Annotated in this window: 25 protein-coding genes; 13 read left to right on the top strand and 12 right to left on the bottom strand. The window is 60.0% G+C overall.

Annotated elements, in window-relative coordinates; all coding sequences use genetic code 11:
- The first annotated feature begins 51 nt into the window (after positions 1-51).
- From D5125_00480 to D5125_00475, 3 genes are all read left to right on the top strand, one after another.
- Positions 52-537 carry a type II toxin-antitoxin system VapC family toxin gene (locus D5125_00480; GenBank protein QFY88078.1) on the top strand — a complete coding sequence of 162 codons (486 nt, stop codon included), beginning with the start codon at positions 52-54 and terminating at the stop codon, positions 535-537.
- Positions 524-739, top strand: coding sequence for a hypothetical protein (locus tag D5125_17225; GenBank protein QPB72184.1), 216 nt, complete (start codon positions 524-526; stop codon positions 737-739). Before D5125_00480 ends, D5125_17225 begins: the two co-directional genes overlap by 14 nt.
- 96 nt (positions 740-835) lie before the next feature.
- A complete protein-coding gene (locus D5125_00475; protein ID QFY88077.1) occupies positions 836-1,309 on the top strand; it encodes a type II toxin-antitoxin system VapC family toxin in 474 nt (157 codons plus the stop codon).
- Positions 1,310-1,580: 271 nt separating this feature from the next.
- Here the strand turns inward: D5125_00475 and D5125_00465 are convergent, their stop codons facing one another.
- The 11 genes from D5125_00465 to D5125_00415 form a co-directional block, all read right to left on the bottom strand.
- On the bottom strand, positions 1,581-1,979 hold the full coding sequence (locus D5125_00465; protein ID QFY88075.1) for an HNH nuclease family protein: 399 nt from the start codon (positions 1,977-1,979) through the stop codon (positions 1,581-1,583).
- Between the two features lie 211 nt (positions 1,980-2,190).
- The gene (locus D5125_00460) at positions 2,191-2,508 is read right to left on the bottom strand and encodes a monovalent cation/H(+) antiporter subunit G (GenBank protein ID QFY88074.1); all 318 of its coding nucleotides are present in this window, start codon (positions 2,506-2,508) and stop codon (positions 2,191-2,193) included.
- Positions 2,505-2,774: a cation:proton antiporter gene (locus D5125_00455; protein QFY88073.2), complete on the bottom strand. Its 270-nt coding sequence runs from the start codon at positions 2,772-2,774 to the stop codon at positions 2,505-2,507. Before D5125_00455 ends, D5125_00460 begins: the two co-directional genes overlap by 4 nt.
- A gap of 8 nt (positions 2,775-2,782) precedes the next feature.
- Positions 2,783-3,121, bottom strand: a complete 339-nt coding sequence (locus D5125_00450) for a Na+/H+ antiporter subunit E (protein QFY88072.2) — start codon at positions 3,119-3,121, stop codon at positions 2,783-2,785.
- Positions 3,122-3,156: 35 nt separating this feature from the next.
- Positions 3,157-4,602, bottom strand: coding sequence for a Na+/H+ antiporter subunit D (locus D5125_00445; protein QFY88071.1), 1,446 nt, complete (start codon positions 4,600-4,602; stop codon positions 3,157-3,159).
- Between the two features lie 437 nt (positions 4,603-5,039).
- Positions 5,040-5,420, bottom strand: coding sequence for an NADH-quinone oxidoreductase subunit K (locus D5125_00440; GenBank protein QFY88070.1), 381 nt, complete (start codon positions 5,418-5,420; stop codon positions 5,040-5,042).
- On the bottom strand, positions 5,417-5,824 hold the full coding sequence (locus tag D5125_00435) for a Na(+)/H(+) antiporter subunit B (GenBank protein QFY88069.1): 408 nt from the start codon (positions 5,822-5,824) through the stop codon (positions 5,417-5,419). The genes D5125_00440 and D5125_00435 overlap by 4 nt, the downstream gene beginning before the upstream one ends.
- Positions 5,821-6,246, bottom strand: coding sequence for a type II toxin-antitoxin system VapC family toxin (locus tag D5125_00430; protein QFY88068.1), 426 nt, complete (start codon positions 6,244-6,246; stop codon positions 5,821-5,823). Before D5125_00430 ends, D5125_00435 begins: the two co-directional genes overlap by 4 nt.
- Positions 6,233-6,496: a hypothetical protein gene (locus tag D5125_00425; GenBank protein QFY88067.1), complete on the bottom strand. Its 264-nt coding sequence runs from the start codon at positions 6,494-6,496 to the stop codon at positions 6,233-6,235. Before D5125_00425 ends, D5125_00430 begins: the two co-directional genes overlap by 14 nt.
- Positions 6,497-6,544: 48 nt before the next feature.
- Entirely contained in the window at positions 6,545-8,791 is a 2,247-nt protein-coding gene (locus D5125_00420) for a DUF4040 domain-containing protein (GenBank protein ID QFY88066.1), read from the bottom strand.
- Between the two features lie 260 nt (positions 8,792-9,051).
- Positions 9,052-9,648, bottom strand: coding sequence for a hypothetical protein (locus D5125_00415; GenBank protein ID QFY88065.1), 597 nt, complete (start codon positions 9,646-9,648; stop codon positions 9,052-9,054).
- Between the two features lie 455 nt (positions 9,649-10,103).
- Between D5125_00415 and D5125_00410 the strand changes: the two genes are divergently transcribed.
- The gene (locus tag D5125_00410; GenBank protein ID QFY88064.1) at positions 10,104-11,861 is read left to right on the top strand and encodes a L,D-transpeptidase family protein; all 1,758 of its coding nucleotides are present in this window, start codon (positions 10,104-10,106) and stop codon (positions 11,859-11,861) included.
- Positions 11,862-11,916: 55 nt separating this feature from the next.
- Complete coding sequence (locus D5125_00405; GenBank protein ID QFY88063.1) at positions 11,917-12,798, top strand: transposase; 882 nt, start codon at positions 11,917-11,919, stop codon at positions 12,796-12,798.
- Positions 12,799-12,946: 148 nt separating this feature from the next.
- Here the strand turns inward: D5125_00405 and D5125_00400 are convergent, their stop codons facing one another.
- The gene (locus D5125_00400; protein QFY88062.1) at positions 12,947-13,486 is read right to left on the bottom strand and encodes an N-acetyltransferase; all 540 of its coding nucleotides are present in this window, start codon (positions 13,484-13,486) and stop codon (positions 12,947-12,949) included.
- A 110-nt stretch (positions 13,487-13,596) separates the two neighbouring features.
- Here D5125_00400 and D5125_00395 point away from each other — a divergent pair, with 110 nt between their 5' ends.
- The 8 genes from D5125_00395 to nuoF all read left to right on the top strand — a co-directional run bounded on the left by D5125_00395 (position 13,597) and on the right by nuoF (position 20,664).
- Positions 13,597-14,796: a cyclic nucleotide-binding domain-containing protein gene (locus tag D5125_00395; protein ID QFY88061.2), complete on the top strand. Its 1,200-nt coding sequence runs from the start codon at positions 13,597-13,599 to the stop codon at positions 14,794-14,796.
- Positions 14,783-15,634, top strand: coding sequence for a methyltransferase domain-containing protein (locus tag D5125_00390; GenBank protein QFY88060.1), 852 nt, complete (start codon positions 14,783-14,785; stop codon positions 15,632-15,634). Before D5125_00395 ends, D5125_00390 begins: the two co-directional genes overlap by 14 nt.
- Positions 15,635-16,018: 384 nt before the next feature.
- Complete coding sequence (locus D5125_00385) at positions 16,019-16,375, top strand: NADH-quinone oxidoreductase subunit A (protein ID QFY88059.1); 357 nt, start codon at positions 16,019-16,021, stop codon at positions 16,373-16,375.
- 15 nt (positions 16,376-16,390) lie between these two features.
- Positions 16,391-16,897 carry an NADH-quinone oxidoreductase subunit B gene (locus D5125_00380; GenBank protein QFY88058.1) on the top strand — a complete coding sequence of 169 codons (507 nt, stop codon included), beginning with the start codon at positions 16,391-16,393 and terminating at the stop codon, positions 16,895-16,897.
- A 5-nt stretch (positions 16,898-16,902) separates the two neighbouring features.
- On the top strand, positions 16,903-17,607 hold the full coding sequence (locus tag D5125_00375) for an NADH-quinone oxidoreductase subunit C (protein QFY91015.1): 705 nt from the start codon (positions 16,903-16,905) through the stop codon (positions 17,605-17,607).
- The gene (locus D5125_00370; protein QFY88057.1) at positions 17,600-18,859 is read left to right on the top strand and encodes an NADH-quinone oxidoreductase subunit D; all 1,260 of its coding nucleotides are present in this window, start codon (positions 17,600-17,602) and stop codon (positions 18,857-18,859) included. The genes D5125_00375 and D5125_00370 overlap by 8 nt, the downstream gene beginning before the upstream one ends.
- Positions 18,859-19,389 carry an NAD(P)H-dependent oxidoreductase subunit E gene (locus D5125_00365; GenBank protein ID QFY88056.1) on the top strand — a complete coding sequence of 177 codons (531 nt, stop codon included), beginning with the start codon at positions 18,859-18,861 and terminating at the stop codon, positions 19,387-19,389. Before D5125_00370 ends, D5125_00365 begins: the two co-directional genes overlap by 1 nt.
- Before the next feature lie 3 nt (positions 19,390-19,392).
- Positions 19,393-20,664: an NADH-quinone oxidoreductase subunit NuoF gene (gene nuoF / locus D5125_00360; GenBank protein ID QFY88055.1), complete on the top strand. Its 1,272-nt coding sequence runs from the start codon at positions 19,393-19,395 to the stop codon at positions 20,662-20,664.
- Positions 20,665-20,672: the final 8 nt, after the last annotated feature.

Raw genomic sequence — 20,672 nt, 5'->3', positions numbered from 1 at the left:
GCGCCTGGGTTGATAATCAGGCTTTATGAGGCAAGAGTATAATTAAATCAAATGAGTACCGTTTATATTGAAACATCGATCATTAGCTATTTACGGCAGCAGTCAAGTAGCCAAATCATTGTCGCCGCACGACAATTACTAACCTCCCATTGGTGGATCCATGAGCGAAATCAATATGAGCTTGTTATTTCGCAATATGTCATTGATGAGGCGACAGCGGGAAATGAGAAACTCGCTGCAGAGCGGTTAGCATTACTTGAAAATATTCCGCTGCTACCACACTCGCCTGAAATAGTTGCACTTGCAGAAGAAATCATGGCTCTTGGTATTTTACCTATGAAAGCACAAGTTGATGCACTTCATATTGCCACAGTTGCCTATCATCAAATTGATTATCTATTAACTTGGAACTGTAAACATATTGCTAACGCAAAAATTTTACCAAAGATTCATAGCTTGTTTATAAAGCGAGGTATTCCGATACCAGTAATTTGTACACCGGAGGAGTTGTTAGGAGATGATAGTGAAAAAATCTGATTCAATCATTGAAGAGATACATCATATACGAGAAGATATTTCTGATAAATTTAGTGGCGATATTAGTGCTATTGCTGAAGATGCAGCCCGCCGACAGGAACAATCAAGTCATTTGATTTGGCAGCAAGCAAAGCCTATCCAGAGCGTTATTAGGGGACAGACCACGTTTTCTGTTTCCACTCGGATCAATACGAATAAGTAATACTAATAATGCAATTGTACTCTTATATCATAAATATCCTTGCTGTGCTTTATTCTGTTGGTGATGTGAAGAGTTGGCAATAAAAAAGGGGGGCTGGTGAAGGATACCGTTTACGTAGAAACGTCAATTATAAGCTATTTGACCGCCTGGCCGAGTAACGATTTGCGGGCCATGGCAAATCAAAATACGACAACCGAATGGTGGGAAAAACGAAAGCAGAACTATGATGTTTTTGTTTCTGAGCTTGTTGTGTTGGAAGCAAGCAAGGGTCATCCAGAGGCGTCTCAGCGTCGGTTGGATGCCATTGCTGAGATTCCGCTCCTCCAAATTTCTGAAAATGTCAAGGAATTGGCTCTGACCCTGATTGAGGGCCATGCCCTTCCAGAGAAGGCCGAAGCGGACGCCTATCACGTTGCCATAGCAGCAGTGAACGGGGTGGCGTATCTGCTTACATGGAACTGTACGCATATTGCAAATGCTCATACTCGACCAAAAATAGAAACCACCTGCCGATCGCTTGGCTATGAACCACCAGTCATATGTACGCCCCTTGAACTCATGGAGCCTTAACTATGTGGCAAGATCCTGTTGTTGCAGAAACGCGAGCACTCAGAGATGAGTACGCACGCCAATTTAACTACGACATTGATCGTATTTTCAATGATTTGATGAAAAAACAAGCATCACACCCCGAACGCGTGGTTGCCTTACCCCCACGAAAACCATTGGCCAGCACTATTGAGGCCCAACAAGTTGCTCCCGCCGACGCTCATACCTCTCACGGCTAATATTATTGGGAGTTTCGGTTAATTGTCGAATCCCGAAGCGGGCATAGGAAGATTCATGGGGTATCGGGGTTCTTTTTCAGCATCGCCCCCAGGGCGGCGAAGGGGTTGTGGGTCGAGGGCTTGGTCTCGTTCTGGGTCAGGCCATCGTAGCCACGCACCCGGTCCACATAGCGTTGGTGCTCGTTGTCATGACAGTACAGACAGAGATTCTCCCAATTACTGCCGTCTTGCGGGTTGTTGTCGTGGTTATGATCCTTGTGGTGGACGGTGAGCTCGCGCAGATTGACGCGGGTAAATTCCCGACCGCAGCGGGCGCAGATCCAGGGGTGAATACGCAGCGACTGCTCACGATAGCCTTGCTCCCGCTTCTCGGCCTGCTGCCGGGCATCGGCTACGATCCGGTCTAGTTTGTTGTTGTCTATGCCTTGGCCAGGCTGGTGTTTTTTGGTCATGTTGTTGTCTCTAATCTAATGGTCATGGGGCGGGCGGCATCACCTCTCGGGACTCGGCGACTCCTGTAGCCCGGATGCAGCGAAGCGATGTCCTGAGCTGTGTCCTGAGCCTGCCGAAGGGCCTGTCGAAGGGCGGAATCCGGGGAGGCGCTGCGTAGCATACAAACACCTGCCCAGCGGCCTGCATGATACTCAGGCGGGATTGATGCTATCAATCGGGTTCATTTTCCCCGCCAGATTCGGTCACTGCCGCCCGAGCCACCGCGTGGGAAGCCAGGGGCAGGGTCAGCAGCAGTGCCAAGATCAGCAGGGCCAGACGCAGCAGCCATCCGGCACCCCAGCCTTGACCCATGGCTACCAGGGCCAGGCCCAGGGCGAGCAGGACCACCCCCAGGGTGGCCGCCTTGGTGGCCGCGTGCTGGCGGGCCAGGGCATCGGGCAGGCGCAGCACGCCCAGGGCGGCGATGACCAGTACCAGTATGGCCAGCAGGCTCAGTAGATTGCCCAATAGGCCAAGTGCCAGGCTCATGGTGTCTCCGGATCGTGCGTTGTTTTGGCAGCGCGCTGGATCAAACGCGCCCAGGACAGGGTGGCGACGAAGCCGGCCAGGGCCAGGCCTATGGCAACATCCAAATAGAGGCTGCGTCCACTGACCCAGGCGGCCAGCAGGCAGAAGACGATGGCGATGGCGAACAGCAGGTCCATGCCCACCAGCCGGTCGCTGTGGCTGGGGCCGAGCAGCAGTCGATATACCCCGATCAGGGCGCAGGCCCCGGCCACTAGCACTAAGAGCATGGGCAGGCTCATGGCGCAGCGCCTCCAATCAGTCGTTGCAGCGGCTGAATCACCTCACGCTGGATTTCAGCCCTGGTCGCCTCGGCCTGCTCAATATCCAGCAGGTGCAAGCGTATTCGGCGTTGTTGCGGGTCAATTTCCAGCGCGGTGCTGCCGGGGGTGAGGGTAACTAGGGCGGCGAGCAGGCTGGCAGGCCCTGGTTCCAGGTCGCCGTAGTCCAGCCAGACAAAACCGGGTTGTACCCGTTTGGGCCGCAGCAGGATGATGGCAGCAGCCTGCAGCCCCGAGCGCAGGGCCCCGCGGATCAGATTGAACAGCAAGTGCGACAGGGCCATCGTTTGATTCATGGCTCGATTCATGGCCCGATTCGTCATGGCCTGATTCATGGCAATGGCCTCCAGAATTCGGTGCTGCCGTTGGCGAGGAATGCGATCAGGGGTTCCGGATAAATTCCACTGACCAGCAGGAGCAGGGTCAACCCACTGACGCTGATCCAGCCGCTCAGGGGGATCGCCTGAGGGTTCAGCCGGTCAGGTTCCGGGTGGGCCTTCCAAAACCCCTCCAGCCAGATCTTGCTCATGGAATAGAGGGTCAGCAGGCCCACCGCCAGGGCCATGCCGCCCCAGAGGTAACGGCCCTGGGCAAAGGCCTCGCGCAGGATCAGAAACTTGCCCCAGAAGCCGGTGGTGGGCGGTACCCCGACCAGGGCGAAGGCGTTGACGAAGAACAGCCCCGCCAGCAGCAGGCTGGCCGGGTAGAGACCGCCGATGCGGCGCAGGTCATGGTGACCGGCGGCCAGGATCATCAGGCCCACAATCAGGAACAGATTGGCCTTGACCAGGATGTTGTGCAGCAGAAAGAAGCCGGTGGCGACGGTGCCCGCCGGACTGGCCAGGGCGATGCCCAGCAACAGGTAGCCGATCTGACTGACGATGTGGAAGGCAAGGATGCGGCGCATGTCCCAGTGATAGGCGGCACCGAGCACGCCGCTGAGCATGGTGGCCAGGGCCAGCCAGCCCAGCCCCTCCAGCAAGATCGCCGGGGTCAGCACGAACAGTTCACCCAGCAGGCGCAGGATGACATAGGCCGCCAGCTTGGTGAGCAGGCCGCCGACCAGGGCCAGCTGGGGCGCGGGCAGGCAGTGATAGCTGGCCGGTAGCCAGGCGAACAGGGGAAATGCGGCCGCCTTGAGCAACAGGGCGGCTATCAGCAGGCTGGTGTAGAGGGATAGGGAGCTGGCCAGCGCCGGGTCGTGCGCGGCCTGACCCAGGGCGGTGAAGTTCAGCTGGCCGGTAGCGCCGTAGATCAGGCCGATGGCGGCCAGCATGAGCAGGGTGCCGATCAGGCTCAGGGCGAAATACTTGAGGCTGGCCTCGCTTGCCCGCTGTCCTCCATTCAGGGCGAGCAGGCCAAGCAGGCAGATCAGCATCAGCTCGAACCAGACATAGAGGTTGAACAGGTCACCGGCCAGACAGATGGCCAGGGCCGCCGCCAGCAGACCCTGTTCCAGCGGCAGCAGGGCGGCAGGTCCGCTGGGCTGGCCGCTGGCGTAGATGCGCACCGCCAGGGCCAGCAGGGCGGCCACCAGGACCAGTGACGCGCTCAGCGGGTCGGCCACCAGTTCGATGCCAAAGGGAGTCGGCCAGCCGCCCAGCACCAGGCGCAGACGCCCCTCGGCCATCACCGCCTGCAGCAGGCCAAGGGCCGCCAACAATAGCGCCAGGTTGCCGACCAGGCCGATGATCCGCTGCAGACGCGGGCGCGCCATGGCCAAGGCCGTGGCCAGGGCGGTAAGCAGGGGAATGAGCAAGGGCAGGGCGATTTGCATGGGTTTAGTCTGAAGTTGATTCAGTGTCCGCAACTGACCCTATAAACCGCAGATTACGCCGATTATCGTAGATTAAGTTTATGTTTTTCATTGGGTTGTAGTAATTTTGGCAATTGGCTTAGGGTGCAGCATCCTTGCCGTTGCTACCCCTCCTGGGAGCTCCGAGCGCTGGCTCGGAGGTGTTGGGTTGTAGCCCGGATGAAGCGTAGCGGAATCCGGGGAGGTCTTGCCCAGCGGCAACCCCGGATTCCGTTGCACTCCATCCGGGCTAAGGCGCGAGGCATAGGGCGGGCCGCGCCCGCCGTCAAGCCGCTTGCAATGGGGTTGCACCTTGCAAGGGCGCGGCGGCCACGGGCCGCCCTATGTCATTGGCTGAGATGTTATTGCCCATTTTGCGTTTATTCGCGTTCATTTGCGGACTCTTTGAGTTCCAGTAACTACTCATCATCGATCGGCGGCTTGACCGGATCCTGGGGCACCGGCTCAGAGGCGCGCAGGCGATCGGTCAGGGCATTGCCCTGGGCCACGCGGGCCCCCAGCACCAGGGCGAAGGCCAGCAGGGCAAAGCCGATGACGATGGCGGTCAGGGTCAGGGCCTGGGGCAGGGGATTAGTGAAACCGGCCGGCAGGGCCTCGGCGCCGCGCTCGATCACCGGTGCCAGCAGGCTGCCAGGGCGTCCGCTCATGAACAGCAGCAGATTGGTCAGGCTGCCCAGCATGGTCAGCCCCAGCAGCAGGCGAAACAGGTCCCGGGCCAGCATCAGATAAATGCTGGCACTGACGCCCAGACCGATGGTAATGATCAGCAGCAGGCTCATGCGGTTTCCTCCTCGGCCTCCAGCAGGGGGTAGATAAAGCCGGTCAGGGTGCCCCAGACCGCCAGAAACACCCCCACATCAAAGGGCAGCACGGTGCTCAGCGGCCCATACCAGAGATGGGTCAGGTAGGGCTGGCCGAACAGTGGCCCGGCCAGGCCGCTGACCAGTGCCAGCAGTACCCCGAGCATGGCCAGCGGCAGGGGTGCCAGGCCCTGTAATCGCTGTGCTGCGGCAACCCCCTGCAGGCTCGCCAGCCAACTGCTCGCCGCCACCGCCAGCAGGCCGCCGATAAAGCCGCCGCCGGGCGCGTTATGACCGCGCAGCAGCACCCACAGGGAGGCGGCAAACAGCACCCAGTAGAGCGGCCGTGCGGCAATAATGAGCAAGGGCGAGTTCGTTTTCATTGGACCTTCTGGGGGGCGGGCATGGGATCTTCGATGAGGCTGACCCCATCCAACCGAGAAAACCGCTTATCAAAGGTACGCACCGGTAATGCCCCTTGGCTACGCGAACACTCCAATATCACGCAATCAGCAAAGTCTGACTGGCTGTCGGCATAACGCTCAATAGCCCGTGCTACGATCTCTGCATTCTCCAATCTTACGCCGTCCAGTTGGCTCAGGCGCTGTAACTCCGAAACTATGCGTGTCCGGTCAAAACCCGCACTGCGAGACAAAACCCAGTGGGTTTCGAGCAACACCGTCATCGACAAAAAGATTCCGCCATGCTTCAAGGTATCCAGCCAAGTCTTTTCTGCCAAAGGAAACTGACGTGGATCGTCACAGAGAATCAGACGGACCACGACGTTGGTGTCAAGACTTTGCACTGTCCAGAGCCCCCTTTACTATGGCCTCTTCCATCTCCTCAAGGGTTATGGGTGGTCGATCCTTGGGCCATTTTGGGCGCGTGGCCAGATATTCTTCAAACGTCAGTTTCTTGCTTTGCACTGGGGCATTGGGCTGCCCCATGTCGAGCGCGATCAATTGCACGCGATGGCCCAGCAAGGGTGCGATCTCCGGGATATCCCGGGCAATGTGCTCATTGATCACTGTTTCAAATTGAATGGATTGCTGCATCAGATCCTCACTTATCCAGAACGTTGGGCATCCCATAGCCGATAGGCTCTACCGCTTTCTTGCCCGCAACAAGGGCAAGGCCGCCAGCAGGGCGAAGGCTACCACGGCGATCTCGCCCAGGGTATCCAGGGCGCGGAAGTCAACGATGATCACATTCACCACGTTATGCCCCTGGGCCGCTGGCAGGCTTTGCGCGGCGAACCAGTCGGCCAGCTGCCGGTTCTCGGCAAAGCCGTACATCTGCGCCAGTAATAGCATGACGCCAAGTCCGGTGGCCAGGGCCAGGGTCAGATCGGCCCAGCGCAGACGGCGATCGGCCGGGCCGCTGGTGCCAAAACGCGGCAGCACGGCGGCGGCCACCACCACCAGGATGGTCTCCACCATGAACTGGGTAAAGGCCAGATCCGGCGCCCCGGCGAACAGGAACAGCAGGGCCGCGCCATAGCCGAGCAGGCCGCTGGCCATGAGCAGGGCAAGGCGGTCGCGCAGCAACAGGCTGGCCAGGGCACCGCTCAGCATCAGCAGGGCCGCCACCAGCCAGGCCCAGGCCTGCTCCGGCCATTGGCTCAGATGGGACCAGGGCAGGGCCTGCTGCCCCTGTGTCTGCCAGGCAGCAAATAGGCCGATGCCGATGAAGCTGACCAGCACCAGACGCAGATAGCCGCGCAGATGGCCGTGCTGCAAACGCCGGGTGTGCCAGGCGGCAAGCCGGGCCAGGCCCTTGAGCAGGAAGTCATAGGTCGCCTCCGGGCCGTAGCGGTCGAGCCAATGCACCCGATGCAGGCGATCGTGCAGACGGTCCCAGGTCATGAACAGCAGCAGGCCTATGCCCAGGGTTAGGCCCAGGGCCGAGACCAGGGTCTCCAGGTCGTAGCTGGTATCCAGCTGCACCAGCCCCAGGCCGGGTGACACCACCTTTGCCGCCGGTGCCAGCAGCGGCGCGGCCAGCTCGGGCAGGAACTCAAACTCCAGACCCATCAGGGCAATGCCCAGGGGTGGCAACAGCATGGTCCAGGGTACTTCGTGGATTTGACCCGAATCCAGCTTGGGCCGACCCCAGAAGATACGAATCGCCGCCACCGCCGCCACCGCCACGGCAATGCCATTGACCAGCACCAGGGCATAGCTGATCAGCGCCAGCAGATCGGCCTCGGACTTGGCGATGCTGATCAGGTCCTTGCTGACAAAGCCAAAGGCCAGGGGCAGGCCGGCCATGGACAGCCCGGCGATCAGGGCCGCCGCCGCCGTCCAGGGCATGGCCTGGCGCAGGCCTCGGAGTTGGTCGATGAGACGGGTGCCGGTGGCGTGATCGATATTGCCGGCCACCATAAACAGCGGGGCCTTGTAGATGGCATGGGCGAACAGAAAGGCCACCGCCGCCAGCCCGGCACCTGGGCTGGGCAGCCCCACCAGCAGGGTCAGGGTGCCCAGCGCCGCCACCGTGGTGCGCGCCAGGATGCGCTTGAGATCCCGCTCGCGCAGGGCCAGCAGCGAGGCCCACAGGGCGGTGATGGTGCCGCTGCCCACCAGCACCAGCTCCCACAGCAGCAGGTCATTGAAGGCCGGGTCCAGGCGCAGCAGCAGGTAGATGCCCAGCTTGACCAGGGTGGCCGAGTGCAGATAGGCGCTCACCGGGGTCGGTGCCGACATGGCGTTGGGCAGCCAGAAATGAAAGGGAAACTGGGCCGATTTGGTGAAGGCGCCGAGCATCACCAGCAGCAGTGCCAGGGGCAGACGGGGGTCGTCTTGCAGGGCCGGTGCCGCGGCGATGATGGCGGACAGGCGCAGGCTGCCGGCCATCTGCCCCAGCAACAGCAGGCCACCGAGCAGGGCCAAGCCGCCGCCCATGGTGATCAGCAACGCCTGCCGCGCCGAGGCCCGCGCCTGGGCGTTCTGGTGATCAAAGCCCACCAGCAGGAAAGAGATGACGCTGGTCAGCTCCCAGAATAGGAACAGCAGCACCACATCATCGGCCATCACCGCGCCGATCATGGCCAGCATGAACAGCGGCAGCAGGAAATACACCCGGCCCCGACGCGGCTGCCCGGCCAGGTAGCCGCAGGCATAGAGAAACACCAGGCTGCCGATCCCGGTGATCAGGGCCAGCATCAGCGCCGTCAGGCCATCCACGCGAAACGCCAGCTCGACCCCCAGGGAGGGCACCCAGGGCAGGCTCCATTGCCAGGGTAGCGGATAGGTTCCCAACCGCCAGGCAAGCAGCACCAGCAGGCTCAGCGGCAGCAACACGACCCAAAGATCGCGCAGCCCAGAGCCATGATGGGTGTCGTCGTGCATCTTTTAGGCGTGCCTGTTTCGCAGCCAGCCAGCCAGGCCCCACGGCAGCCGGGCCAAATGGTTGCGCCAGTCTTGGGCGAGGTAGAAATCGATGTCGAGGCCTTGCACCCTTACCCCCGCATGGGTTGCCGAATGAAAAAAGGTAGGGCTTGCCCCATGCCCGGCAAGCCCGGTTTGGAATGCTGTTTGTTGAGCCCGAGCACGACTTGGCGGCCCTATAGGCTCACCAGAATCATTGATGCTCAATCGGGGCCTGCCACCTATGCCGCCAAGGTCTCGATAAGCTCGCCTCGCCTCTGCAGCAAGGTAATACCCTGATCCAATACCATCTGCTTCACCTCATCCTCTACGGCGAAGGTAGCGAGCGCCAGATGAATTCTGTAATCCCGGTACTCAGGAAAAAGCTTTTTGAAATTTAAAAGCTTACGCCCCAGCATACGTTCAATGTCCTTGGGATGCAGGTGGTACTTTACCTCAACGATATAGACATCCTGTCCATTGACGAGCAAGAGATCGTATTCCTCCTCAATGCCGTCCCTGCTACGGGTCAGGTTCTTTTCGATAAAATCAAATCTTATGTTGTTCAGAATCGGATTGTGTTTGAGGGAATTAAAGTAGAATTCCTCAGCAACTTTACCTTGATTGTTTCCCACTCCACCGTACATTTCCGCCAACTTGTTCAGCTTGGCATCGGTCTTCGCCAGTTGTATGTCTGTCTTCGCCAGCTGTGCATCGGTCTTCGCCAGCTGTGCATCGGTCTTAGCCAGCTGTGCATCGGTCTTAGCCAGCTGTGCATCGGTTTTAACCTGGGCCCGTATCAAGCTGGCTACAAGTTCTCGCAGTTCATTATCAGTCATCGTCCGTCCTCCCACTAGGAGTCTGTCAGGTTTAGGTGCCCGTAGCGAGCAAGGTGGGAGAGCGAGAACAAATTTTCACGATTTTGAGGCGCATAGTTGGCCTACGCAACGAAAAATCGGGGAAATTTGGGCCGTTCTTCCCACCGGCGCAGTAGGAGCATCCTAAATCCGACAGGCTCCTAGAGACTTTGCTAGCCCGCAGCGGATTTTAGCATGAGCCGTTCAAGCGGCCATCTTAAACAACCTTATGTCGCCTGGAGTTTAGGGGCTTGCGCGATTCCCTCCGGGCTTAGCTTAGAGCCAGGGCGGGTGCTATCATCGTCTCCAGACCCGGGTTTTGCCAAACCCTTGCATCGAGGGCATGGGCTGGACCCCTTTGGAGGTCGTTGCAATCCGGTTTAACCTTCCGGTTGGCCGCTCAGGCGATGGGTGTAACTCACTGAAACCAAAATCCAATGTATCCAACCCACAGAGATCTGCCCAAGCTGGGGCTGGCAGGCCTGCTGCTCTTGCTGCTGTTGCCGCCAGCGGCCCAGGCCAGTGCCTTTCGCGCCACCCTGGAGCGCCTGCTGCCCGATGATGGCCAGCCGATCGCCAAGCTGGCCGACGGCGAAACCCTCTACGGCAAGGTGTTCATCCTGCGCATGTATGCCGCCAACGGCTTCAAGCATCTATGGACCCCGGCGGCGATTCGCTCCCTGGATCAGGCCCTGCTTGGCCTGGCCGATGATGGCCTGGAGCCAAGCGATTACCGCTTTGCCGAGATCCTGCCCTTTTTGCAGTCCCCCAGCCGCAATCGCTACAGCCTGGAAGAGACGGCGCGTATCGATATACTGCTCACTGAGGCCTATCTGCGCGCACTTTATCACCTGTACTACGGCAAGGCCGACCCCCAGGGGGTGGATCCGGACAACAACTTCGGCCAGGCCCGTGATGGCAAAGACAGATCAGCCCTGTTGCTGGCCTGGGTACGCAAGGGGCGCATCGATCAGGCCTATGACTGGGCCAGGCCGGACAACCGCCGTTACCGGCAGCTGAAACAGGGGCTACAGCGTTATCGGGCGATTGCCGCTGACGGCGGTTGGCCGCAACTGGCAAAGGGCGACAGCCTGCGCCCCGGCGACCGGGATGGACGCATCCCGGCCATCCGCCGACGTCTGGCCATTAGCGGCGATCTGGCCTCGGGCCAGGGTGATGAGCGCTACGACCCGACCCTGCTGGATGGCGTCAAGGCCTTTCAGCAACGCCACGGGCTGGAGGTGGATGGCATCATAGGCCCAGCCACCCTGGCGGCAATGAATGCGCCGGTGGCCGAGCGCATCCAGCAGATCCGCGTTAATCTGGAGCGCCAGCGCTGGATCCTGCACGAGGACAAGGGCGAGTTCCTGGCGGTGGATATCGCCGGCTTCATGATCTACTGGTTCAGGGAAGGACAGGTCATCTGGCGCGAACAGGTGCAGGTGGGCAAGCGCTTCACCAATACCCCGGCCTTCAAGGACCAAGTGGAATACATCGACTTCAACCCCACCTGGACCATACCCCCAGGCATCCTCAGGCGCAGCATACTGCCGGAATTGAAAAAAGACCCAGGCTACCTGGACAAAAAGGGTTACCAACTGCTCAGCCAGAAGGGCGCTCGGCTTGATCCCCATGCCATAGACTGGAAGGGGATGAGCCACTTTCCCTATCTGGTGCGCCAGCCACCGGGGCCAGACAACGCCTTAGGTGTGGTCAAGTTCATGTTCCCCAACAAGCACCATGTATTTGTCCACGACACCAACCACCGGGAATATTTCGCCCGCCAGGTACGCACCACCAGCTCCGGCTGCATCCGCCTGCGCAACCCCCTGGACCTGGCCGAACGTCTGCTGGCAGGGCAGGGCTGGACCCGTGCCCGCATCCAACAGGTAATCGCCTCGGGCAAGACCACACGGGTCAATCTGAAGCAACCCATGCGCATCCTGATCGTTTACAGCACCGCCTTTGCCGATGCCAATCGGGTCCACTTCAAGCAGGACATCTACAACCGCGACCCCAGGGTACTGTCCGCCCTGCAAGGCCCCTTCCGCTTCCATCAGCGCGACCTCAAGTCCGGTGCCCTGGTCAAACCGGCGTCCATGGGGGACAGCGAGATAGGTAGCGATGCCTTAGAGATCGAGCAAGAGCCAGCCAGACCCTCAGCGGGCTTCGGATCACCCGGTTTTCTGGAATAGCGTAGACAGGGGTCAGGTCTAGAATAGAAGCCTTTAATCGGTTAGACTGGCATACATGACAAGACCTGTGAGAATCGAGTTCGAAGGCGCGCTTTACCATGTGACTTCCCGAGGTGACCGGCGGGAGGCCATTTATGAGGATGACTCTGACCGGAAAGCGTTTCTGAGTATTCTGGGAGAAGTAGCCGGTTGCTTCAACTGGATCTGCCATGCGTATTGCCTGATGAGCAATCACTATCATTTGGTAATCGAAACCCCTAACGCGAATCTGTCAAAAGGGATGCGCCAACTCAACGGGGTTTATACACAGGCATCGAACCGCCGTCATGGGCGTGTTGGGCATCTTTTTCAAGGGAGATACAAGGCGATACTGGCAGATGCGGACGCATATCTGCTTGAATTGACGCGCTATGTGGTTCTTAATCCAGTGCGAGCCGGTATAGTGGCAGAAGCTGGTGATTGGCGCTGGAGCAGTTACTTGGACATGATTGGCGCACGGAGTCCCCCCGAATGGTTAGCCACGAATGGATTGTTGGCACAGTTTGCAACACAAAGGGGCGAAGCGATTCGACGCTATGCCGAATTTGTGGCACAGGGGATTGAGAAAGAGACGATTTGGGGTGATCTCAATCAACAGATTTACCTTGGTGGCGAGGTATTTGTCGAACGGGTGCAGGCCCAACATGCAGAGTTATCTGAAACCGTCGGGGTTCCAAAGGCTCAGAAAAGCCGACCCGCGGTTTCGCTTGATCAGCTAGCGTCATTGCACGACAGCAGGAACGACGCCATTGTGGCGGCCTATGCGACAGGCGCATACAGTTACCAACAACTCGCGGATTTCTTTGGCCTTCATTTCACGACCGTTGGAAAGATTCTGCGTAGAGCGCGACAAGCGCAGAACTCTGGTGGTCTGAACCATATATTAATAGTTGCATAAGTTCATGCAGTTGATGTTATTCACTGGGCGCTTCTAATTCAGGCATCAGGAAGGAATTTAAACTGCCATTACTTTTGCAATAATTAATAGGTAGCAGGCTTTGAATCTAGACCTGACCCTTGTGCCTGACCCTTGTGCCCCTTTCGGTTTACCAGAATGCCGGGTCATGCAGGGCGTTAACACAGTGGGATGGCCCCTTCAGTTGGCTCAGGGGCTGGGTCGTCAGTGACTGTCCCAGCCAGCCTTGGGGCTGCCGGAGCGGCAGGGGTGGGCAGACGTCTGCGCTGCTGATGGGTCGAAAGCCAACCCGCTGATAGAAGTTGGGATCGCCATAGGTCAGGACTGCATCCATACCCTGCTGGCGCAGCAATTCCAGGCCCTGGTTGAGCATCTGCTGGCCTATGCCTGTGCGCTGTCGCTGATGGGTCACGGCAACGGGGGCGAGGAGGAAGACACTGCGCCCATCCTGGGCGAAACTCAGCCGCGAGAACAGGCAAGCGCCGAGCAACTCGCCCTGATCCTCGGCAAGGCAGGCAATCAGGTCCTCCGCTGGGGTATCTGCCAATAGCTTGCGCACCAGATTGCTGATCAGAGTACCTTCAGCCGACCCCTCGGAGGCAGCAAAAGTGGATCGGAAGAGTTCAATCAGCGCCGCTTCACGGCCCTGGGTGTGAGAAGTGAATTCCATCTTGGCTCCATACTTGGGCAGTTGCCAGGGTTGCTTGAAGTCACTATCTTGGCATTCTATAGCAGTTGCAGATGCCGCTCTACCCCTTGCATCCTACCAAAGCCGAACCCATGCCCACAGCAGAACCCATCTCCGATCCGCCTGTCTCTACCGAGCTGCGCCTGGCCCGGTCTCTTGCTGAGCGTGAGGCGATCTACCGTTTTCGCTACCAAATCTATGTGCAGGAGATGGGCAAGCATCTCAGCTATGCCGACTCGGAGCGGCAGATACTGTACGATGAGATGGATGCGGACGCCGATCATTTTATGGTGCTGGCGGCCGGTGAGGTGGTTGCCGCCGCCCGGCTCAATCAGCTGGGCAGGACGCCCCTCTCAGACTACTGGAGGCAGATCTATGGCTTGCAGCACTGGCAGGGGTTTCGGCCCGATTGTCTGTCCATCAGTTCCCGGTTGATGGTGGCCAGCGCCTGGCGCGGCTCGGCGGTGCTCGCTGGTCTGCTGCTGCGCCTGTTCGAACACGCCAGGGCGCGGGGCGTGCGCTTCAACTTCCTCAATTGCGCGCCATCCCTGCTGGGTTTTTATGAGCAACTGGGCTATCGGCGCTACACCCAGGGCTTTGTCGATGAGGACGTGGGCTACCGCATCCCCATGGTATTCATCACCGAGGATGCCAACTACATGCGCCGGGTGCGCTCGCCCTTCTGGCGGCTGGCGCGCAAGCTGCCGACCAGTGATGCCGATAGTCTTTGGTTTGAGGGCTGTTTTCCCAACCATGCCACGCATCTCAACAAGCGCCTGCTCGATAGCGAGGAGTTTTGGGACATATTGGAGCACAATCTGCATGCCGATCCGACCCAGGGCATCCCCCTGCTGGCCGGCCTGAGCGAGGCCCAGGCGCAGGCCTTTCTGGGTAGTTGCAGCCTGCTGTCCTGTCAGGCCGGGGAGCTGATCATTCGCCCCGGTGACGTGGGCGATGAGTTGTTTGTCGTATTGGAGGGGGTAGTGGAGATCTGGGGCGGCAGCGCGGCGCGCCCCATCTCCCTGGCCCTGCTCGGGCCGGGCGAGTTGTTTGGCGAGATCGCCTTTGTCAGTCGCAGCCCGCGCACCGCCAGGGTGCAGGCCAATACCGAGGTGAAGTTGCTGATCCTCACCCAGGCCCTGTTGAACAAGGCGATGAAGACCATGCCCGAGATCGTCGCCCGGGTCCTGCTCAATCTCTCGGTGGTGCTCTGTGACCGGCTCAGGGGCAGCACCCAGAACTGGGTCAACGCGGTGCAGGCGGTGGAGGGGCAGGGCCATGACCGACACTGATCAGAACCCGAGCGCTCAGAACCCGAACGCCGGCTCCTACGCCTTTGGTGGTTTCCGGCAGAACCAGCAGGAGCTGGACCGGCTCAAGGCCCAGGCCGATGCGGCACAGGCCCTGGAGCAGGCGATACTCCAGCAATGCGGCCTGCGGCCCGGTATGCGGGTGCTGGATCTGGCCTGTGGACCGGGTTTGATCAGCTGCCTGCTGGCGCGAATGGTGGCTGGGGGACAGGTGCTGGGGCTGGACCTCAGCCCGCAGTTGCTGGATGAGGCCAGGGCCCACGCGGCCCAAGCCGGGCTGGCCAACCTCAGCTTCCAGCAGGGCGATGCCTATGCCCTGGAGCTGGCCGATGGGGGGGTTGATTTTGTTTATGCCCGCTTTCTGTTTCAGCACCTCAAGCGGCCCGAGCAAGCCCTGAGCGAGATCATGCGGGTGCTCAGGCCCGGCGGCATCCTGGCCATTGCCGATGTGGATGATGCCTGGCTCAGCCTCTACCCAGAACCCGCCCGGTTTGCCGCCTTCGTTCGCCGCGCCGCCCAGGCGCAGGCCGGGCAGGGCGGTGACAGACACATCGGCCGCAAGCTTGCCGGCCTGCTGGCCGAGGCCGGTTTTGCCCAGGTCAATGCCTGGGTGCAGGGCCTGAGCAGCAGCCAGCTGGGCATGCAGGCCCTGCTGGATCTCACCACCGGTTTCAAGCTCCAGCAACTGGTCGCCGAGGACCCGATCCAGGCCGAGGCAGACCGGGCCGATATCTACCGGCTGTTGCAGCGGCCCAACGCCTGGGGCTGTGTCGGTGTCTTCCTGGCCTGCGGACTCAGGCCCGTACCAGACCCTGACTGAGATGCAGAGATAATCAGGCAGGCCTCGGCAGCTGCTTGGGTCGGCTGCTGCCCCGATCCGCGCAGTATTTCATCTCTTGATATTAACCTATTGAATTTATTGGTTAATCGCTCAGAGCATCAACTTGACATGCCCAGCCGATGTCACTAGACTTGCCCGCTGCTATTGGCCGGGGCTGGTACCTGACCTGAATCTTGGCCGCAGATCGGGGGCATAACCCTATATTCCTCAGTTAAGCCACAGAGACACAGAGATCACAGAGTTGTTTCAAAGAGTTACGTATTAGACCAGGCTCACCTAAAAGGTGATGAACGTTCGCTTTCCAACACATTGATTTTTCTCTGTGTGCTCTGTGGCCAAATGCTCTTTTTAGGATAACGCAAAGTGCTGGAACATTATCTACCCGTACTCGTGTTCATTGCGGTGGGCGGCCTCGTTGGGGCGGCCTTCGTCGCCTTGGGCTTTGTCCTGGCACCGCACCGGCCGGATGCGGAAAAGGGCTCGGCCTACGAGTGCGGCTTTGAGGCCTTTGAAGATGCGCGCATGAAGTTCGATGTGCGCTATTACCTGGTCGCCATTCTGTTCATCATCTTCGATCTGGAAATCGCCTTCCTCTTCCCCTGGGCCGTGGTGCTGGATGAAATCGGCATGGTCGGTTTCTATGCCATGCTGCTGTTTCTCGGCGTGCTGGTGATCGGCTTCATCTACGAATGGAAGAAAGGGGCGCTGGAATGGGACTGATGCGAGGGCTGCGCCATGGGCGTTGAGGGTATCCTGAAAGAAGGCGTGGTCACCACCACCGCCGATAAGCTGATCAACTGGGCGCGCACCGGTTCCATGTGGCCTATGACCTTTGGTCTGGCCTGCTGTGCTGTGGAGATGATGCACGCCGCCGCTGCCCGCTATGACATGGACCGTTTCGGCATCGTCTTTCGCCCCAGCCCGCGCCAGTCCGATGTGATGATCGTTGCCGGTACCCTGACCAACAAGATGGGCCCGGCCTTGCGCAAGGTCTATGACCAGATGGCCGAGCCGCGCTGGGTCATCTCCATGGGTTCCTGCGCCAACGGTGGCGGCTACTATCACTATTCTTACGCCGTGGTGCGCGGCTGCGACCGGGTAGTGCCGGTGGATATCTATGTGCCCGGCTGCCCACCGACTGCCGAGGCCCTGCTCTATGGCGTGCTGCAGCTGCAGGAAAAGATTCGGCGCACCAGCACCATCGCCCGCAAGGATGAAATCAGCCAGGGTGAGGTAGCCTGATGAGCATGCAGGATCGTCTGGATGACCTGGTGGAGGCCATCGAGGAGCAATTCGAAGAGGCGGAGATCGAATTCAGCCTGGAGCGCGGCCTCGGCGAGGTCAACCTGGAGGTGGACAAGGCCGACTGGAGCAAGGCCGCACTGCTGCTGCGCAACCACGCCGACCTGGCCTTTGAACAGCTGATCGATCTGTGCGCGGTGGACTATCTGACCTACGGCCAGGGCGAGTGGAACACTGCCGATGCGCCGAATACCGGCTTTGGTCGTGGTGTCAATGCCATTGTCACGCCGCCGGGGGTGGCCGAGGCGGATCAGGAACGCCGCTTTGCCGTGGTCTGTCATCTGCTGTCGCTGAAGCACAACATCCGCCTGCGCCTGAAGACCTTCTGCGCCGGCGATACCCTGATCATCGATTCCCTCACCCCGGTATGGAACTGCGCCGACTGGTTCGAGCGCGAGGCCTTTGATCTGTTCGGCATCCTGTTTGACGGCCATCCCGATCTGCGCCGCATCCTCACCGATTACGGCTTTGTCGGCCATCCCCTGCGCAAGGACTTCCCTCTCTCCGGCCATGTGGAAATGCGCTACGACGCCGACAAGGGCCGGGTGATCTACGAGCCGGTGCGCATCGAGCCGCGTACCCTGGTGCCGCGCACCCTGCGCAGCGATAGCCGTTACGCGCAGCGCTCCCAGGAGCATGAAGATGCCTGAGATTCGTAACTACACTCTCAACTTCGGTCCCCAGCACCCCTCGGCCCACGGCGTGCTGCGCCTGGTGCTGGAACTGGACGGCGAGCAGGTGGTGCGCGCCGATCCACACATCGGCCTGCTGCATCGCGGTACCGAAAAGCTCGCCGAGACCAAGCCGTTCAACCAGAGCATCGGCTACATGGACCGTCTCGATTATGTGTCGATGATGTGCAACGAGCACGGTTATGTGCTGGCCATCGAAAAGCTGCTGGGCATAGAGGCGCCGATCCGCGCTCAGTACATACGCACGATGTTCGATGAGATCACGCGGATTCTCAATCACCTGATGTGGCTCGGTACCCATGCCCTGGACGTGGGCGCCATGACCATGTTCCTCTACTGCTTCCGCGACCGTGAAGACCTGATGGATTGCTACGAGGCGGTGTCCGGCGCCCGGCTGCACGCTACCTATTACCGCCCCGGCGGGGTCTATCGCGATCTGCCCGATCAGATGCCGCGCTACGAGGAAAAGGCCAGCCGCTGGCACAGCGCCGAGGACATCAAACGGCGCAACGCCAACCGCGAAGGCTCGTTGCTGGATTTCATCGAGGACTTCTGTCAGCGCTTTGACGGCTATGTCGATGAATACGAAACCCTGCTCACCGACAACCGTATCTGGAAGCAGCGCACCGTGGATATTGGCGTGGTCACGCCGCAGCGGGCCAAACAGCTGGGTTTTACCGGCCCCATGCTGCGCGGCTCCGGCATCGCCTGGGACCTGCGCAAGAAACAGCCCTACGCCGCCTACAACGAGGTGGACTTCGACATCCCGGTGGGCAAGAACGGCGACACTTACGACCGCTATCTGGTGCGCGTGGAAGAGCTGCGCCAGTCCAACCGCATCATCAAGCAGTGCGTTGCTTGGCTGCGGGCCAATTCCGGTCCGGTGATGATCGACGACCACAAGGTGGTGCCGCCAAGCCGTACACAGATGAAAGAGGACATGGAAGCCCTGATCCACCACTTTAAACTCTTCACCGAGGGCTACTGCCCGCCGCCGGGCGAGGTCTATGCCGCGGTGGAGGCGCCCAAGGGCGAGTTTGGCGTCTATCTGGTGGCCGATGGCGCCAACAAACCCTATCGCATGAAGGTGCGCGCCCCTGGCTTCCCCCATCTGGCGGCCATGGACGAGATGGTGCGCGGCCACATGCTGTCCGATGTCACCACCGTGATCGGCACCATGGATGTAGTCTTCGGGGAGATTGACCGCTGATGAGCTTCAAGAGCGTACCCATGGTCCGCCTGGACCGGCTGACCGAGAAGTCGCAACTGCTGACGCCGGAGCTACGTAACTCCATTGATAAGTGGGTGGCCAAGTTCCCTGAAGGCTGGCAGCAGTCGGCGGTAATGTGGGCCCTGCGCGAGGTGCAGGAGTACAACGGTGGCCATCTCACCACCGAACTGATGGATCAGGTCGCCGCCTATCTGGACATGCCGCCCATCGCCGTCTATGAGGTGGCCAGCTTCTACTCCATGTATGAGCTCAAGCCCGTCGGCAAGCACAAGATCTGTATCTGCACCAATGTCTCCTGCATGATCTGCGGCTCGGATCAGGTGGTCAGCCACCTGAAGAAGCGCCTCGGCATAGGCCTGGGCGAGACCACCGAGGATGGCCGCTTTACCCTCAAGGAAGTGGAGTGTCTGGGGGCCTGCGGTGGTGCGCCCATGTTCCAGATCGGCACCCAGTATTACGAAAACCTCACCCCGGAAGGCATAGACGCCATCCTCGATGGACTGGAGTAGCCCATGGCCAACGAAGTCTGTCTGCGCAACAACGATCTCGACCAGCCCTGGACCCTGGCCACCTACCAGTCCCGCGGCGGTTACGAGCAGCTGAAAAAGATCCTCGCCGAGAAGACCGATCCGGTAAAAATCATTGACGAGGTCAAGGCCTCCGGCCTGCGCGGTCGGGGTGGTGCTGGCTTCCCCACCGGACTGAAGTGGAGCTTCATCAACCGCAGCCTGCCCGGTGAGCGCTACATCGTCTGCAACTCCGACGAGGGCGAGCCCGGTACCTTCAAGGACCGCGACATCCTGCGCTACAACCCGCATCAGCTGATTGAAGGCATGATCATCGCCGGTTACGCCATCGGTGCCTGCGCCGGCTACAACTACATCCGCGGCGAGTTCTGGGAGCCCTACGAGCGCTTCGAGGCGGCCCTGGAAGAGGCGAGGGCGGCCGGTCTGCTCGGCAAGAACATCCTTGGCTCCGGCTGGGACTACGATGTCCACAGCCATCTGGGTGCCGGCGCCTACATCTGCGGCGAAGAAACGGCGCTGCTGGAGTCCATCGAAGGCAAGAAGGGCCAGCCGCGCTACAAGCCGCCGTTCCCCGCCCTGTTCGGCCTCTATGGCAAGCCCACCATCATCAACAATACCGAGTCCCTGGCCTCGATCCCGGTGATCCTGGAGAAGGGCGGGCCGTGGTTCAAGGCAATAGGTGTCGAGAACAGCGGCGGCTCCAAGCTGTTTTCCATCTCCGGCAACATCAAGCGCCCCGGCGTCTATGAAATCCCCCTGGGCACGCCTTTCTCCGCGCTGCTGGAAATGGCCGGCGGCATGAAGGACGGCTACAAGCTCAAGGCGGTGATCCCCGGTGGTTCCTCAGCGCCGGTGATCCCCGGCGAGCAGATGCTGCAGACCAACATGGACTACGACAGTATCGCCAAGGCCGGCTCCATGCTCGGCTCCGGCGCTGTGGTCGTCATCGACGACCGCCAGTGCATGGTGAAAATTCTCGAGCGCCTGTCCTATTTCTATCACGAAGAATCCTGCGGCCAGTGTACGCCTTGCCGCGAGGGCACCGGCTGGTTGTATCGGGTGGTCAGCCGCATCGAGCAAGGCAAGGGCAGGGCGGAAGACCTGGCGTTGCTGGACGATGTCACCACCAAGATCGCCGGTCGCACCATCTGCGCCCTGGGCGATGCCGCTGCTATGCCGGTGCAGGGGATGCTCAAACATTATCGCGATGAGTTCCAGTACCACATCGACCACAAGAAGTGCCAGGTAGCTGTCTGAGCCTGATG

The sequence above is a fragment of the gamma proteobacterium SS-5 genome, from assembly GCA_009497875.2.
GTDB classification, from domain to species: Bacteria; Pseudomonadota; Gammaproteobacteria; order Chromatiales; family Chromatiaceae; genus Magnetovirga; species Magnetovirga frankeli.
The sequence above is the reverse complement of the archived record's forward strand: the minus strand, read 5'-3'. Positions and strand labels throughout refer to the sequence as shown.

Bases quoted from the DNA above. Each gene is read 5' to 3' on its own strand.
- D5125_00440 (QFY88070.1), bottom strand. From the start codon at position 5,420: ATGAGCCTGCTGCTGATCATTACCATCGGTCTGGGCGTCAGTGCCAGC.
- D5125_00405 (QFY88063.1), top strand. From the start codon at position 11,917: ATGACAAGACCTGTGAGAATCGAGTTCGAAGGCGCGCTTTACCATGTG.
- D5125_00365 (QFY88056.1), top strand. From the start codon at position 18,859: ATGAGCTTCAAGAGCGTACCCATGGTCCGCCTGGACCGGCTGACCGAG.
- D5125_00395 (QFY88061.2), top strand. From the start codon at position 13,597: ATGCCCACAGCAGAACCCATCTCCGATCCGCCTGTCTCTACCGAGCTG.
- D5125_00410 (QFY88064.1), top strand. From the start codon at position 10,104: ATGTATCCAACCCACAGAGATCTGCCCAAGCTGGGGCTGGCAGGCCTG.
- D5125_00390 (QFY88060.1), top strand. From the start codon at position 14,783: ATGACCGACACTGATCAGAACCCGAGCGCTCAGAACCCGAACGCCGGC.
- D5125_00400 (QFY88062.1), bottom strand. From the start codon at position 13,486: ATGGAATTCACTTCTCACACCCAGGGCCGTGAAGCGGCGCTGATTGAA.
- D5125_00435 (QFY88069.1), bottom strand. From the start codon at position 5,824: ATGAAAACGAACTCGCCCTTGCTCATTATTGCCGCACGGCCGCTCTAC.
- D5125_00425 (QFY88067.1), bottom strand. From the start codon at position 6,496: ATGCAGCAATCCATTCAATTTGAAACAGTGATCAATGAGCACATTGCC.
- D5125_00465 (QFY88075.1), bottom strand. From the start codon at position 1,979: ATGACCAAAAAACACCAGCCTGGCCAAGGCATAGACAACAACAAACTA.
- D5125_00370 (QFY88057.1), top strand. From the start codon at position 17,600: ATGCCTGAGATTCGTAACTACACTCTCAACTTCGGTCCCCAGCACCCC.
- D5125_00460 (QFY88074.1), bottom strand. From the start codon at position 2,508: ATGAGCCTGGCACTTGGCCTATTGGGCAATCTACTGAGCCTGCTGGCC.
- D5125_00420 (QFY88066.1), bottom strand. From the start codon at position 8,791: ATGCACGACGACACCCATCATGGCTCTGGGCTGCGCGATCTTTGGGTC.
- D5125_00455 (QFY88073.2), bottom strand. From the start codon at position 2,774: ATGCTCTTAGTGCTAGTGGCCGGGGCCTGCGCCCTGATCGGGGTATAT.
- D5125_00445 (QFY88071.1), bottom strand. From the start codon at position 4,602: ATGCAAATCGCCCTGCCCTTGCTCATTCCCCTGCTTACCGCCCTGGCC.
- D5125_00450 (QFY88072.2), bottom strand. From the start codon at position 3,121: ATGAATCAAACGATGGCCCTGTCGCACTTGCTGTTCAATCTGATCCGC.
- D5125_00415 (QFY88065.1), bottom strand. From the start codon at position 9,648: ATGACTGATAATGAACTGCGAGAACTTGTAGCCAGCTTGATACGGGCC.
- D5125_00380 (QFY88058.1), top strand. From the start codon at position 16,391: ATGGGCGTTGAGGGTATCCTGAAAGAAGGCGTGGTCACCACCACCGCC.
- D5125_00480 (QFY88078.1), top strand. From the start codon at position 52: ATGAGTACCGTTTATATTGAAACATCGATCATTAGCTATTTACGGCAG.
- D5125_00375 (QFY91015.1), top strand. From the start codon at position 16,903: ATGCAGGATCGTCTGGATGACCTGGTGGAGGCCATCGAGGAGCAATTC.
- nuoF (QFY88055.1), top strand. From the start codon at position 19,393: ATGGCCAACGAAGTCTGTCTGCGCAACAACGATCTCGACCAGCCCTGG.